General features: G+C 72.7%; 13 protein-coding genes. 10 read left to right on the top strand and 3 right to left on the bottom strand.

Features of this window, described 5'->3' with window-relative positions; translation table 11 throughout:
• Window positions 1-12 precede the first annotated feature (12 nt).
• Complete coding sequence (gene metH, locus Pta02_RS16660) at window positions 13-3,660, top strand: methionine synthase (RefSeq protein ID WP_203875742.1); 3,648 nt, start codon at window positions 13-15, stop codon at window positions 3,658-3,660.
• Between the two features lie 4 nt (window positions 3,661-3,664).
• Here the strand turns inward: metH and Pta02_RS16655 are convergent, their stop codons facing one another.
• Entirely contained in the window at window positions 3,665-4,498 is an 834-nt protein-coding gene (locus tag Pta02_RS16655) for a metallophosphoesterase family protein (protein ID WP_203875741.1), read from the bottom strand.
• Between the two features lie 198 nt (window positions 4,499-4,696).
• Here Pta02_RS16655 and Pta02_RS16650 point away from each other — a divergent pair, with 198 nt between their 5' ends.
• Together Pta02_RS16650 and Pta02_RS16645 are read left to right on the top strand one after the other, a co-directional pair.
• The gene (locus Pta02_RS16650) at window positions 4,697-5,257 is read left to right on the top strand and encodes a hypothetical protein (RefSeq protein ID WP_203875740.1); all 561 of its coding nucleotides are present in this window, start codon (window positions 4,697-4,699) and stop codon (window positions 5,255-5,257) included.
• 310 nt (window positions 5,258-5,567) lie between these two features.
• Window positions 5,568-5,903: a YciI family protein gene (locus tag Pta02_RS16645; RefSeq protein ID WP_239130747.1), complete on the top strand. Its 336-nt coding sequence runs from the start codon at window positions 5,568-5,570 to the stop codon at window positions 5,901-5,903.
• Window positions 5,904-5,916: 13 nt separating this feature from the next.
• Here the strand turns inward: Pta02_RS16645 and Pta02_RS16640 are convergent, their stop codons facing one another.
• On the bottom strand, window positions 5,917-6,744 hold the full coding sequence (locus tag Pta02_RS16640) for a class I SAM-dependent methyltransferase (protein WP_239130743.1): 828 nt from the start codon (window positions 6,742-6,744) through the stop codon (window positions 5,917-5,919).
• A 94-nt stretch (window positions 6,745-6,838) separates the two neighbouring features.
• Between Pta02_RS16640 and Pta02_RS16635 the strand changes: the two genes are divergently transcribed.
• The 6 genes from Pta02_RS16635 (at window position 6,839) to Pta02_RS16610 (ending at window position 12,510) form a co-directional block, all read left to right on the top strand.
• Window positions 6,839-7,432: a TetR/AcrR family transcriptional regulator gene (locus Pta02_RS16635; protein ID WP_203875738.1), complete on the top strand. Its 594-nt coding sequence runs from the start codon at window positions 6,839-6,841 to the stop codon at window positions 7,430-7,432.
• 141 nt (window positions 7,433-7,573) lie between these two features.
• Window positions 7,574-8,785 carry a cytochrome P450 gene (locus Pta02_RS16630; RefSeq protein WP_203875737.1) on the top strand — a complete coding sequence of 404 codons (1,212 nt, stop codon included), beginning with the start codon at window positions 7,574-7,576 and terminating at the stop codon, window positions 8,783-8,785.
• A gap of 281 nt (window positions 8,786-9,066) precedes the next feature.
• Window positions 9,067-9,831, top strand: coding sequence for a lytic polysaccharide monooxygenase (locus tag Pta02_RS16625; protein WP_203875736.1), 765 nt, complete (start codon window positions 9,067-9,069; stop codon window positions 9,829-9,831).
• Between the two features lie 102 nt (window positions 9,832-9,933).
• Window positions 9,934-10,602 (top strand): DUF305 domain-containing protein, encoded by a 669-nt coding sequence (locus tag Pta02_RS16620; protein ID WP_203875735.1) that lies wholly within the window; start codon window positions 9,934-9,936, stop codon window positions 10,600-10,602.
• Between the two features lie 115 nt (window positions 10,603-10,717).
• On the top strand, window positions 10,718-11,857 hold the full coding sequence (locus tag Pta02_RS16615; RefSeq protein ID WP_239130741.1) for a sensor histidine kinase: 1,140 nt from the start codon (window positions 10,718-10,720) through the stop codon (window positions 11,855-11,857).
• Window positions 11,854-12,510: a response regulator gene (locus Pta02_RS16610; protein WP_203875734.1), complete on the top strand. Its 657-nt coding sequence runs from the start codon at window positions 11,854-11,856 to the stop codon at window positions 12,508-12,510. The genes Pta02_RS16615 and Pta02_RS16610 overlap by 4 nt, the downstream gene beginning before the upstream one ends.
• Here Pta02_RS16610 and Pta02_RS16605 read toward each other — a convergent pair.
• The gene (locus tag Pta02_RS16605) at window positions 12,483-13,085 is read right to left on the bottom strand and encodes a DUF2306 domain-containing protein (RefSeq protein ID WP_239130739.1); all 603 of its coding nucleotides are present in this window, start codon (window positions 13,083-13,085) and stop codon (window positions 12,483-12,485) included. The genes Pta02_RS16610 and Pta02_RS16605 overlap by 28 nt on opposite strands.
• Window positions 13,086-13,460: 375 nt before the next feature.
• Between Pta02_RS16605 and Pta02_RS16600 the strand changes: the two genes are divergently transcribed.
• Window positions 13,461-14,447, top strand: a complete 987-nt coding sequence (locus Pta02_RS16600) for an NAD(P)-dependent alcohol dehydrogenase (protein WP_203875732.1) — start codon at window positions 13,461-13,463, stop codon at window positions 14,445-14,447.
• Window positions 14,448-14,573: the final 126 nt, after the last annotated feature.

The following is a 14,573-nucleotide window of genomic DNA, read 5'->3' as shown; positions in this document are numbered from 1 at the left end:
GGAGGTGACCAGATGCGATCGAATCGCGGTGACGCGGCCCGTGCTCTGAAGGAGATCCTCGAGCGGCGGGTCGCGGTGCTCGACGGCTCCTGGGGCGTGATGCTGCAGGGCTCCGGATTCACCCCGGCCGACTATCGCGGCGAGCTGCCGGCCGACCACCCCTACGACGTGACCGGCGACCCGGACCTGCTGAACCTGACGCGCCCGGACGTCATCCTGGACGTCCACCGGCGTTACTTCGCGGCGGGCGCGGACATCACCACGACCAACACCTTCACCGCCACGAGCATCGCCCAGGCGGACTACGGCCTGCAGTCGCTGGTGCGGGAGATGAACCTGCAGGGGGCCCGGCTCGCGCGCCAGGCCGCCGACGAGGCCGGCGGCCGGTTCGTGGCCGGCTCGGTCGGCCCGCTCAACGTCACGCTCTCGCTGTCGCCGAAGGTGGACGACCCCTCCTACCGTACGACGTCGTTCGACGAGGTCCGCGCCGCCTACGCCGAGCAGATCCGGGCGCTGGACGAGGGCGGCGTCGACCTGCTGCTGATCGAGACGGTCTTCGACACGCTCAACGCGAAGGCCGCCGTCGCCGCCGCGCGCGAGGTCGCCCCGCACCTGCCGCTGTGGATCTCGGTGACGATCGTCGACCTGAGCGGGCGCACCCTGTCGGGGCAGACCGTCGAGGCGTTCTGGCGGGCGATCGAGCACGCGCAGCCGCTGGTGGTGGGGGTGAACTGCTCCCTGGGCGCGGCGGAGATGCGCCCGTACGTCGCCGAGCTGTCCCGGCTGGCCGGCGTCTACACGGCCGCCCACCCCAACGCCGGGCTGCCGAACCCGTTCGGCGGCTACGACCAGACGGCGCAGGAGACCGGGCGGCTGCTCGCGGAGTTCGCCGCGTCCGGGATGGTCAACATCGTCGGCGGCTGCTGCGGGACCACGCCCGCGCACATCGAGCGGGTCGCCGCCGAGGTCTCCGGCCTGCCGCCGCGCCCGGTCGCGGCGCCCGCCGCGCGCACCCGCCTCAGCGGCCTGGAGCCGTTCGAGATCGGCCCGGACACCGGGTTCGTCATGATCGGGGAGCGCACCAACGTCACGGGATCGGCGCGGTTCCGGCGCCTGATCGAGGCAGGCGACTTCCAGGCCGCCGCCGACGTCGCGCTGGAGCAGGTGCGCGGCGGGGCCAACCTGCTCGACGTCAACATGGACGCCGACCTGCTCGACAGCGAGCGGGCCATGACCACGTTCCTGAACCTGGTCGCGACCGAGCCGGAGATCGCCCGTATCCCGATCATGATCGACAGCTCGCGGTGGAGCGTGCTGGAGGCCGGTCTCAAGTGCGTGCAGGGCAAGGGCGTGGTCAACTCCATCAGCCTCAAGGAGGGCGAGGGCCCGTTCCTGGAGCAGGCCCGGCGCATCCGCGACTACGGCGCCGGGGTGGTCGTCATGGCCTTCGACGAGAAGGGCCAGGCCGAGACCGCCGAGCGCAAGGTGGAGATCTGCGCCCGGGCCTACGACCTGCTCACCCGGGAGGCGGGCTTCCCCGCCGAGGACATCGTCTTCGATCCCAACGTGCTCGCCGTCGCCACCGGCATCGCCGAGCACAACGGTTACGCCAGGGCGTTCATCGACGCGCTGCCGCTCATCAAGGAGCGCTGCCCCGGGGCGCGCATCAGCGGCGGCATCTCCAACCTGTCGTTCTCCTTCCGGGGCAACGAGGTCGTGCGCGAGGCGATGCACTCGGCGTTCCTCCTGCACGCCGTGCGCGCCGGGCTGGACATGGGCATCGTCAACGCGGGCCAGCTCGCCGTCTACCAGGACATCCCCGCCGACCTGCTCGAACTCGTCGAGGACGTCATCTTCGACCGGCGTCCCGACGCCACCGACCGGCTGGTGGCCTTCGCCGAGACGGTCAGCGGCAGCGGCACCCGCCGTACCGTGGACCTGTCCTGGCGCGAGGCCCCGGTGGAGGAACGGCTGGCGCACGCGCTCGTGCACGGCGTCGTCGACTTCGTCGAGGCCGACACCGAGGAGGCCCGCAAGTCGGCGACGCGCCCCCTCGACGTGATCGAGGGCCCGCTCATGAGCGGCATGAAGATCGTGGGCGACCTGTTCGGCGCGGGCAAGATGTTCCTGCCGCAGGTGGTCAAGAGCGCGCGGGTGATGAAGCGGGCGGTGGCCTACCTCGAACCCTTCATGGAGGCCGAAAAGGAACGGGCCCGGCTGGAGGGACGGGCCGAGAGCGGCAGGGGCGGCGGCAACGGGAAGATCGTGCTCGCCACCGTCAAGGGCGACGTGCACGACATCGGCAAGAACATCGTCGGCGTCGTGCTCGGCTGCAACAACTACGAGGTCGTCGACCTCGGCGTGATGGTCCCGGCCGGCACGATCCTGGACACCGCGGTCGCCGAGGGCGCCGACGCGATCGGGCTCTCCGGGCTGATCACCCCGTCGCTGGACGAGATGACCGGCGTGGCCGCGGAGATGCAGCGCCGCGGGCTGAAGCTGCCCCTGCTGATCGGCGGCGCCACGACCTCGCGCCAGCACACCGCGGTGCGCATCGCCCCGGCCTACGACGGCACCACGGTCCACGTGCTGGACGCCTCCCGCGTCGTCGGCGTGGTCGCCGACCTGCTGGACGACGAGCGGGCCGGGGAACTGGCCGTGCGCAACCGCGCCGAGCAGGAGCGCCTGCGCGAGCAGCACGCGGCCAGGGAGCGCAGCCCCATGCTGAGCGTCGAGCGGGCCCGGGCGAACCGCGAGCGGGTCTCCTTCGAGGAGCTGCCCGTGCCCGCCTTCACCGGGGTCCGCACCGTCCAGCCGGACCTGACCGCCCTGCGCGAGATGATCGACTGGCAGTTCTTCTTCCTGGCCTGGGAGCTGAAGGGCAAGTATCCGGCGATCCTCGACCAGCCGGTGGCCCGCGAGCTCTACGAGGAGGCCAATACGCTGCTCGACCGGATCGTCGCCGACGGCTCCCTGCGGGCCCGCGGCGCCTACGGCTTCTGGCCCGCCCGCTCCGACGGCGACGACATCCTCGTCGAGGCGGGCGCGCCGTACGACGGCGGCCTCCTGCGCCTGCCGATGCTGCGCCAGCAGACGGTCAAGCCCGAGGGGCGGGCCAACCGCTGCCTGGCCGACTACGTGGCCCCGCAGGGGGACCACATCGGCGGGTTCGCCGTGGCCGTGCACGGGGCCGAGGAGCTCGCCGCGGATTTCGCGGCCCGCAACGACGACTACCGCTCCATCATGGTGAAGGCCCTGGCCGACCGTCTCGCCGAGGCGTTCGCCGAGCACCTGCACCTGCGGGCGCGGCGCGAGTGGTACGAGCCGGACACCGCCCCCGCGCCGGAGGACCTGCACGCCGAGCGCTTCCGCGGCATCCGCCCCGCGTTCGGCTATCCCGCGAGCCCGGACCACAGCCAGAAGCGGGACCTGTTCGGCCTGCTCGGCGCCGAGCGGATCGGCATGGGCCTGACCGAGTCGTTCGCGATGACCCCCGCCGCCAGCGTCAGCGGCCTGCTGTTCGCCCACCCGTCCTCGCGCTACTTCACCGTGGGACGCCTCGGCAGGGACCAGGTCGGGGACTACGCCCGGCGCCGGGGCCTCGGCCTCGCCGAGGTCGAGCGCTGGCTGCGGCCCAACCTCGCCTACGACCCGCAGTGAGGCGTCAGCGGGAGTCCCCCGCCAGAGCCTGAGAGCCGGGAGAGCGGCGGGCGGGATCCTCGACGAGGACGGTCCGCCCGCCGCTCTCCCGCTCCAGGAGGGCGAGCGCGGCGGGCCCGGACCGGATGTGGCCCAGGCACACGACCCGGGACGGGCCGATGGAGGCCCGGTTCGGCCGGTGCATGTGGCCGCAGAAGTACCAGCCGGGCCGGACGCGCTCGCACAGATCCCGCAGCTCGGGGCGGCCGACGTGCTCGCCCAGGTCCGGGTCCGCGATGCCCGAGGGCCAGTCGTGGGTGAGCAGGAGGTCGACCGGTCCCTGCCGGCGGGCCGCCGCGGCCACCTGCTCCAGCTCCTGGCGGGTGTAGTAGTTGCGGTCCTTGATCGTCTCTCTGGGGGCCCCGGGCACGTCGGTGACGCGGGGCGCGTAGATGCCCGACAGGAACGCCACCCGCAGCCCGGCGACCTCGGCGACCCCGGCCCGGCCGAGGAAGTAGGCCTCGCCGCCGCTCCACCAGCCGGGACCCTCGGCGTCCAGCGCCGGCCAGGGCTCGTGGTTGCCGCCGATGAAGTACAGCGGCGCCCCCAGGTCGAGCTTCCGCCGGGCCACCTCGGGGAAGTCGCCGAGCGCGCGGTACTTCGCCGGGCCGTGCACCCCGGCCGCGTCGATCTCGTCGCGGTTGGGCTCGACGTCGCCGACCGCGAGGATGGCGTCCAGGGGGCCGCGGGCGTGCCGTACCGCCTCCGACCACCGGGCCAGCCTCTCGAACTGGCCGTGCACGTCGCCGACCACCAGCACCCGCGTGAGCCGGGCCCGCGCCCCGTCGCCGTCCGTCATGATCCGCCCCCTTCCCTGACGAGCACCCGACGCTATGTGAACCGCCTGCCCCCGCACCACCGGTTTAGAACGTGCCGAACGCGGCGGGCCAGGCGTCGCCGGGCACGGCCAAGGGCGGGCGACGGCGGATCATCCCGGACGGATCGCGGGAGATCGCCCGGCCTGCGCGCTCGTTCCCGCCCGGCTATCGTGGGGTGCATGAACGCCGCTGCCTGGCAGGGACCATCCGGCGACATCCTCGGCCATTGCGTACCGATCCAGCAGTTCGTCGCCAGGAGCGACCGCGCGGTCCTGGTGCTGCAGCACGTCCTCGCCTTCCCCGAGGGCTGCAGTCTCTGCCTGCGCCTGGTCATGCGGCGGGGCCCGCTGGACGAGGCGGCCTGGCAAGGTCTGTGCGCAAGCCTGGACGGAGGCTACAGCGCGGCTCCCGGCCTCGCCGCGACCGATACCGGTCTGAAGTTCGGCGTCCGCCTCCCCGACGGCTCCAGGGCCACGACGGCCGAGAACGCCTTCCGCGGCTGGGCGCACCCCACCGACCGGCCGCAGCCTCCGATGCTCGTCGAGGCCGAGGGCGGAGCCGCCTACGACGACCGGTCCTACCGGGGCGATCGGCAGCTCTGGCTCTGGCCGCTCCCGCCGCCCGGTCCCTTCGAGTTCGTCGTCGAGTGGCAGGACCTGGGCATCGGCACCACCGCCGTCACCCTCGACGGAAGCGCCGTCGTCCGCGCGGCGGAGCAGGCCGTGCCGTACTGGCCGTGAGGGTGCCGGGAGGCCGGACTCCGCTCCCGGCGCGCCGGTCAGGCTCCACGGGAGCGTCCAGGCGTAGTCGGTCGCGGCCACCGCGCCGATCCGCTCGGAGACCTCGCCGAGTCCGTCCAGTACGGCGCGCACGGTCTCGGTGACCGTCCTGCGGCCCGCCCGGACCGTCCGGAAAATTCGTCCGGGAAGTTCGTCCGGAAAAAAGTCCGCGGCCGTGTCGATACGGTCGTGTCCCGTTCGTCGTCATCATGTACGGCGACCCCGCCGTACGGGACACCACGGCAGACGAAGGAGCCGGACCGTGAAGTACATGCTGCTGATCTACAGCCCCGACACGACCGAGGGGGCCGAGGAGGCGTCCTTCGAGGAGTGGGTGACCTACGACAAGACCGTCAGGGAGTCGGGAGTCTGGGTCTCCGGGGAATCCCTGGCCGATCTGACCACCGCCACGAAGGTCCAGGTCAGCGGGACCGGTGAGCGGACCATCACGGACGGGCCGTTCGCCGAGACCCGCGAGCTCCTGGGCGGCTACTACGTCATCGACGTGCCGGACCTCGACGTCGCACTCGACTGGGCCGCCCGCTGCCCCGGCGCTCTGTACGGCGGAACGGTCGTGGTGCGGCCGGTCGCCGAGTTCGACTTCTGACGACGCCCGTGGGTCAGGCGGTGGCGGTCCGCACTGCGGTGACCGCCACCGTGGTGCAGGGCATCGTGAAGGCGCCGCCCATCGAGTCGATCGCGGCGCCGACGCCCTCCAGCACCTCCTCCACCGTGGCCGCCGGGAGCCGGGTGAGGCCGCCGGTCGTGGGCAGCAGGTCCAGCCACTCATCGCGGGTGTAGGACTGCTCCCAGTCGAACCGCCACTGCTCCGGGTCGCCGAATCCGCCCGCCTCCCGGATCCCGTCGGCGAACGTGGCGAACATCTGCTGATAGACGGCCGGGCCCTGCCCCGGCGGCCGGCCGTCGAACGGCGAGTCGGGCACCACCCGCCGATAGACCGTGGCGAAGGCCTCCGCCACAGGGGGCGGAGGATCGAAGGCGTGCGCGAACACCGCCAGCCTGCCGCCGGCCCGCAGCACCCGGGCCGCCTTCACCGCGCCCGCCTCCGGGTCCACCCAGTGCCAGGCCTGGCCTGCGACGACCGCGTCGAACGTCCGGCCGGCCGGGTCCCAGGCCTCGAACGTCGCCACCTCGACCTCGACCCCGGTACGCCGCGCGAACTCGGCCATCCGCGCGTCGGGATCGACGCCCAGCACCGTGCAGCCGGCCGCCTGGAACTGCCGGGCCTCTATGCCGGTGCCGCAGCCGACGTCGAGGACGTCGGGTCCGGGGCTGGCGGCGACGATCCGCTCCACCAGGGCGTCGGGATAGCGGGGCCGGGCCCGGTCGTAGCGTTCGGCGTCCACGCCGAACGACTCGGCCATCCGCCGGGCGCGGTGCGGTTCCTGCGCGGGAGGAGGGACGTGCCCTCGCGATACAGTGGGCATGCGCCCACTGTAGTGGGCAAGTGCCCACTCATCAATGGGCAAGCGCCCACTCGTCCGCGGGCGGGCCGACCGGAAGAAGGCGAGGGGTGTCGCGGTGCCGACAGGGGTGGCGCTCAGGGATGTGCGCGAGCAGCTGTTCGGCGCTGCCGAACGCATCCTGCTGCGGGAGGGGCCGAGCGCGCTGACCAGCCGGGCGGTCACCGCCGAGGCGGGGTGCGCCAAAGGCGTCCTGCACCGGCACTTCGCCGACTTCGACGCCTTCCTCGCCGAGTTCGTGCTCGACCGCATCGAGCGGATGGACCCCCAGGCCGCGGCCCTGCGCGAGTCCGCCGGGACCGGCACCGTCGCCGGCAACCTCGCCGCCGCGCTGACGGCCCTGTTCGAGTCGGTCGCCGTGGCGATCGTCGCCCTCGTCACCTTCCGTGACGAGCTGCGCGCCCGGCTGCGCCAGGCCTGGCCGGCCGGAGTCCCGGTCCTGACGGAGGCGGTGGACATGATCGCCTCATATCTGGCCGCGGAGCGCGACCTGGGCCGCATCGCGCAGGACGCCGCGATCGACATGCTCGCCCCCACCCTGATCGGGGCCGCGCACCTGCTGTTCGCCGACCGTACGGGCGCCCGCCCGGAGCCCGGCGCCGTCGACAGGATGGTGGCCACGGTCATCGGCGGCGTCGTACGGGAGGCGTGAGAGCGCCCCTGCGCGGCACCGGCGCTCCGGACGCGGGTCATTGATGCCGAAAAGCCGGTCGTAAGCGGGTGGAAGTTCACCATCGGCGGCCGGCGGGCGCGGGGGTACGGTCGAGGTCGGCCCGACACGGGTGGAGGCGTCGTGACGATCGTGACAGAGCTGGACCTGCCGGAGTTCGACTACTCGGCGCCCGATCTGACGGGAGAGGTCTACCACCGGCGGCTGGCCGAGGCGGCCGGGCGGGGATGGCTGGCGCAGGGGCCGCTGTCGTACGTGGTCCTCGACCGGGAGTCGGGGGAGTTCTTCCTGCGCTCGCGGGCCGCGGCGTTCCCCGGCCGGCAGATCGCCGAGTTGTTCGGCGCCGTCACGGGCCGGCTGTGGGAGCAGATCGACGCCAACATCCTCAACCAGAGCGGCGAGCGGCACCGCAGGCTGCGCGCCCTGGTCGGCCCGGCGTTCACCCCGCGCGCCGCGGACCGCTGGCGCCCGGCCATGCGAGGGTTCCTCCAGGAGCTGTGGGATGCGAAGGCGACCTCGTGCGAGTTCGTCGGGTCGGTGGCGCGGCCGTACCCGGCCCTGACCGTCGCGGCGGTGCTCGGCGCTCCGCCGCAGGACGCGCCGAGGCTGCACGAGTGGTCCGACTGGGTGCAGCGCCAGTTCGACGTCCGGGCGCTGGCCACCGAGCTGCCGCGCATCGAGCGCGCCGTCGCCGAGGTCTACGACTACGTCGAGGCGCTGCTGGCCGAGCGCCGCACCGCCCCCGGCGACGACCTGGTCAGCGCCCTGCTGGCCGCCGAGGAGCAGGGCGACCGGCTCTCCCACGCCGAGTGCGTCAACCTGGTGCTGAACGTGCTGGCCGGCGGGGTCGACACCACGCAGGCGCAGCTGTCGCACGCCCTGCGGCTGTTCGCCGGGCACCCCGGCCAGTGGGCGCTGCTGGCCGACGACCCCGGCCTGGCCGCGCGGGCGGTGCAGGAGGTGCTGCGCTATGAGCCGATCACCCCGTTCACCGCGCGGATCTGCGTCGAGGACGTCGAGCACCGCGGGGTCGTCTTCCCCGCCGGGACGATCGTGGCCATCTGCGCCGAGCGCGGCAACCGGGGGATCGAGGCGGGTGAGGAGTTCGACATCACCGCCGAGCGGGACCCCCGGATCCTCACCTTCGGCGCCGGCGCCCACTACTGCCTGGGCGCGAACCTGGCGCGGGCGGAGCTGGAGGAGGCGCTGGCCTTCCTGGCCCCGCGCATGCCGGACCTGGCCCCGGACGGCGAGGTGGGGTTCGGCGGGGTCGAGGGCATCTACGGGCTGCAGTCCCTGCCGCTGCGCTGGTCGGAGCCGCACGGCCGGCCCTGAAAACAATTCCATGACGGCCGTTGACTTACCGGCCTGGATTATGGAAATTCAATTCATGCAATTCAAGGGCAAGGGCGGAGGCAATTCCCTGCTCGCCCGCGCGTAGGCCGGTGGGCTGCCGTTATGGTCGCTCTAAACGAGACTTAAGCCGCTCATAAGCTTTGTGCTGCCTCCGTCGTGCTATAAAAACATCACCTTTGTTCCGCACGGAGGGGTCGCCGATTATTTTTCCGCGAGAAATCCCTGCTCGTTTTCCGTTATCCCATAGCAAGGAAAAGCACATGCGCAAATCAGTCATGGTCGCCGCGATGGCATCGCTCGCCTTCGGTGCCACGGTTCTCACGGCCCCGGCGGCGATGGCCCACGGGTACATCTCGTCGCCGCCGAGCCGGCAGGCCATGTGCGCCCAGGGCAAGGTCGCCAACTGCGGCGCCATCGTCTACGAGCCGCAGAGCGTGGAAGGCCCCAAGGGACAGCGCAACTGCCACGGCGGCGTGGCCCGCTTCTCCGTGCTGAGCGACGAGAGCAAGGCCTGGCCGGCCACCTCCGTCGGCAACAGCGTCACCTTCAACTGGGTGCTGACCGCCCGGCACGCCACCAGTACCTGGGAGTACTACATCGGCAACACCCGGATCGCGACCTTCAACGACAACGGCAAGCAGCCCGGCGCGACGGTGTCGCACGTGGTGAACCTGTCGGGCTACAGCGGCCGCCAGAAGGTCCTGGCGATCTGGAACATCGCCGACACCGTCAACGCCTTCTACTCGTGCGTCGACCTGCAGATCGGCGGCGGCGGTGGCGGGAGCACCCCCACCCCCACGCCCACCAAGACCCCCGCCCCCACGCCGACCAAGACGCCCGCGCCGACGCCCACGAAGACCCCGGCACCCACCGCCCCCGCCGGGACGTGGACCGTGGGAGGCAAGTACGCGGTGGGCAGCACGGTCACCCACGCCGGGGTGAGGTACCGCTGCATCCAGGCGCACACCGCCTACCCGGGCTGGGAGCCGCCGAAGGTCCCGGCGCTCTGGCAGAAGCTGGGCTGACCCGCCGGCGGGCGCCGTGCCGTACGGCACGGCGCCCGCCGGGAACCACGCACGCCGGCCGGGAGCCGTACGTGCCGACCGAGAAAAGCGACACAGACACAGATGAAACGCTCCGCCATCGCCCTCGCCTGCGCCGCCGTCGCGGGCATGCTGACGGTCTCCGCCTGCGGGACCGGGGCCGCCGCCCACGGTGAGGCCGCCGGGCACGGCGGGCACGCCGTGCCCGCCTCCGCCGCGCCCGCCGGGGGCGACAAGGCGCCCGCCGGGGCCGATGACGCCTCCGCGCCCGCCGGGACCGGCGCGTCCGGCTCCTTCAACGACGCCGACGTGATGTTCCTGCAGATGATGATCCCGCACCACCGCCAGGGGGCGGAGATGGCGGGGGCGGCCGAGACCCGTTCCCCGCGCGAGGAGATCAGGACGATGGCGGCGGCGATCGCGGCCACCCAGGGGTACGAGGCCGAGACCATGACCGGTTGGCTGGAGGCCTGGGGACGGCCCCTGACCGCCGCGGACCCGCACGCGCACGACGCGCACGGCGGCCTGCACGCCACGAGCCCGGCGGAGATCGTCAAGCTCAGGAGGCTGAAGGGCGCCGCCTTCGACACCCGGTTCCTCAACGTGCTGGTCGCCCACCAGCACAACGCCGTCGAGATGGCGCGCACCGAGATCCGCACCGGCCGCAACGCCCAGGTGGTGGAGCTGGCCCGCCGGATCGAGCAGTCCCGGCTGGCCCAGATCAAGCAGATGCTCGCGGAGATGAACCCCTGAGAGCGCCCCCGCGGGACCGCGGCGGTACGGCGGGCCCCGCATCCCGGCAATCTCCCTGGTGAACGGGAGGATTCCGGACGATCCATGGCGGCGCGGACTCTCGTAGCATGATGGGGTGCACGGCCTCATCCGTTCCATATGGAACGAACCCCGACCCCCCGACCCGCCGGTACGGACGTGGCGGGACTGGGCGCTGATCGGAGTGATCGTGCCGGTCGCGCTGCTCGAAGGGGCGCTACGGCCCGACCTTCCCTGGCGCGTCCTGGCGGTGGCCCTCACCGTCGCGCTGGTGCCCACGCTGCTGTGGCGGCGGACCAGGCCGCTGGCGATGGTCGCGATCGTCTTCGGCGCCACGAGCCTGATCCCGCTGCTGACCGGCGGACAGGCGCCAGAGACGGGCACGCAGGTGTACCTGCTGATCCTGCTGTACGCGCTGTTCCGCTGGGGGTCCGGACGCGAGATCGCGATCGGGACGGCGATCGTCGTCGGCTCGATCCTGCTGTCGATCTTCTTCGGCCGGCTCGTCTCCGCCGACGCGGTCGGCGCCTTCGCCGTCGTCTTCTCGGCCATGACCCTGGGCGGGGTCTTCCGCTACCGGGCCGGGGCGCGGATGCGTGAGCTCGACCAGGTCAAGCTGCTCGAACGCGAGCAGCTGGCCCGCGACCTGCACGACATCGTCGCCCATCACGTCTCGGCGATGGCGATCCGCGCGCAGGCGGGCCTGGCGACCTCGGAGTCACGGCCGGACGCCGCGACCGAGGCGCTGCGCGTGATCGAGGCCGAGGCCTCGCGCGCCCTGACCGAGATGCGCGCCATGGTCCGCGTCCTGCGCAGGAACGAGCCGGCCGAGTGGGCGCCCGGCCGGCAGCTCACCGACCTGCGGCAGCTCGCCGGCGACGCCCGCTCCGGCCTGCCGGTCGAGGTGGAGATCTCCGGCGACCTCGGCGACCTGCCCCCGTCGGTCGAGGCCGCGGTCTACCGCATCGCCCAGGAGTCGGTCACCAACGCCCGGCGCCACGCCCGGCACGCCACCCGGATCGAGGTGAGCGTCACCGCCGACGAGACGTCGGTGCGCCTGCGCGTGAGCGACGACGGCGACACCGGCCCCGGGCGCCCGCCCGTCTCGCCGGGATACGGCCTCATCGGCATGACCGAACGCGCCGACCTGCTCGGCGGGACGTGCGAGGTCGGCCCGAACCCCGGACGCGGCTGGACCGTGAGCGCCGTGCTGCCCCGGGCGGGGGTGACCACGTGAGCATCCGGGTGATCGTCGCCGACGACCAGGAGATCGCCCGCACCGGGCTCAGGATGATCCTCGACGCCCAGCCGGGCATCGAGGTCGTCGGCGAGGCGGGTGACGGGCGGCGGGCCGTCGAGCTCGCCCGGCGCCTGCGCCCCGAGGTGTGCCTGTTCGACATCCGCATGCCCCACCTCGACGGCATCGAGGCCACCCGCGCGCTGGCCGGGCCGGGCGTCGACGACCCGCTCGCGGTCGTCGTCATCACCACTTTCGACCTCGACGAGTACGTCTACGCCGCCCTGCGGGCCGGTGCCCGGGGCTTCCTGCTCAAGGACGCCGGTCCCGCCCTGCTCTCCCAGGCCGTCCGCGCCGCCGCCGACGGCGAGGCGCTCATCGCCCCGAGCGTCACCGCCCGCCTGCTGGAGACCTTCGCAGGAACGCGGCCATCCGCCCCGCCGCCGCAGCCCATCGAGCCGCTCACCAGCCGGGAGGAGGAGATCCTGGTGACCGTGGCCCGCGGGCGGACCAACAACGAGATCGCCGACGAGCTTCACATCTCCCTCAGCACGGTCAAGAGCCACGTCGCGAGTCTGATGATCAAGCTCGGCGTGCGCAACCGCGTCGAGATCGCCATGTGGGCCTACGAGACCAAGCGCGTCCGGAGCTGACCGCGGCGGATGATCCATTCGGCCACGGCGAGGTTGATCATCCATCCGGCGCCCATGAGGAGCGCCCTGGGGACCTCGCCGGGCACCCCGGCGATCAGGAACCAGGGCAGATGGGTGAACACCTGTGTGCCCGCGCCGAGGCCGATCGCGTAACCGCGCATCATCCAGGCGCGGTGCCGGGTGATGTCCCGTCGGCGGATCGCGGTGAAGCCGAGGACGATGGACAGGACCATGGCCGAGCCGAACACGAGCCGGAAGCCGGCCAGGACAGGGCCGTCGGCCTCGCCGGGGGGATAGAACAGGGTCATCCACAGTCCCGACAGCGCCGCGATGAGCCCGCACGGAACCAGGACCCGCCCGGCGGCGCGGTGCCAGCCGGGCCTACGGCGGCGGAACCCGGGTGCGAACTGCAGGGCGCCCAGGACGCTGTACACGCTGACGGCGAGGATGTGCAGCACGATGGGCACGGGCGAGGCGACGAACCGCGCGTTCTGCGCCGTGAGCTCCGCGCCGCCGGTCAGCTCGCCGAGGCGGACGGCCCCGGCGATGAGGGGGACGACGCTGAGCGCGATCAACCCGGCAGGCGCGAGCCATCCCGCCCTTCCCGCGGTCCCGGCCGCCTTTCCGGTGACCCCGGCAGTCTTCCCCGCGGTCCCGGCAGCCCTTCCCGGGCTTCCGGTCTTCCCGCGCGCGGTCCCGGCCGTCTTGTGAGCGTTGCGGTCGTCGCCCGGACGTCCGCCCCCGTGGGGCTGTCCCGTCGTTCTCGTGTCGGTCATGGCCCGATGGTGACGCCCGGGACGGCGGCGGCTCATCACCACAACGGCCCGATCCCGACCGGCCGATCAGCCACGCAACGGTCGTACTTTCGGCCGTTGAGCCGCCGTGCGGGGCGTGCGCACACTGATCCCGGTGGCCGGCCCCCCACTTCCACAGCGGATCAGGAGAATGTGATGAAGGCGTTCGTTCTGCGCTCGTACGGCTCACCCGACGTCCTCGACCTCACCGACGTCGAGGACCCCGCACCCGGCGACGACGAGGTGCTGGTCCGGATCAGGGCCGCCTCCGTCCAGCCCGCCGACTGGCACCTCATGAGAGGCGAGCCGTACCTCTCGCGCCTGATGCCCGGCCCCCTCGGGCTGCGCACACCGAAGATCAAGATCTTGGGCGCCGACGTGGCGGGGGTGGTCGAGGCGGTCGGGAAGGACGTGACGGAGTTCTGCCCGGGCGACGAGGTGTTCGCGATGCCCAAGGGGGGAGGCTTCGCCGAGTACGTGTGCGTCAAGGAGAGCGAGCTGGCGCCGAAACCGGCGAGCCTCTCCTTCGAGCAGGCGGCGGCGGTGCCGCTGGCGGCCCTCACCGCCCTGCTGGCCCTGCGCGATCACGGAGGGATCCGGCCCGGGCAGCGGGTCCTCGTCAACGGCGCCTCCGGAGGTGTCGGCACGTTCGCCGTGCAGCTCGCCAAGGCGTTCGGCGCGGAGGTGACGGGCGTGTGCAGCACGCGCAACACCGGCCTGGTCCGGTCGATCGGCGCGGACGAGGTCGTCGACTACACCAAGGAGGACTTCACCCGGGGCGGGCGCCGCTACGACCTGCTGCTGGACATCGCGGGAAGCCGCCCGGGATCGGCGTGCCGCCGGGTGCTGACCCGCAAGGGGACCTACGTCGCCGTCGGCGGTCCGGGCGGCCGATGGCTGCAGCCCGTCGGCCACATCTTCGGCGCGCTCGCCTCGGGGCCGTTCGTGTCCCAGAGGATGCTCATGGCGGACGTGATCGGGGCCACGGGGAGCAAGCGGAACCTGATGACGCTGACCGAGCTCGTCGAGGCCGGCAGGGTCACCCCGGTCATCGACCGGTGCTACCCGTTCGAGGAGATCCCGGCGGCCATCAGGTACCAGGAGGAGGGCCGCTCCCGGGGGAAGGTCGTCGTCGCGTTCTGAGCCTGCCCTGGACATCTTCGAGCACCCGTACGGCGGGCGCGGCCGACCGGCGCCTCCCGCGGGGCGATGGTGCACGGCGGGGAGGGGGCCTAGTGTGGTGCGGAGAGAGGCATCGGGAGAACCCCC

Origin of the sequence: Paraplanobispora takensis (assembly GCF_016863195.1) — a bacterium.
In the GTDB taxonomy this organism is placed as follows: domain Bacteria; phylum Actinomycetota; class Actinomycetes; order Streptosporangiales; family Streptosporangiaceae; genus Planobispora; species Planobispora takensis.
The sequence above is the reverse complement of the archived record's forward strand: the minus strand, read 5'-3'. Positions and strand labels throughout refer to the sequence as shown.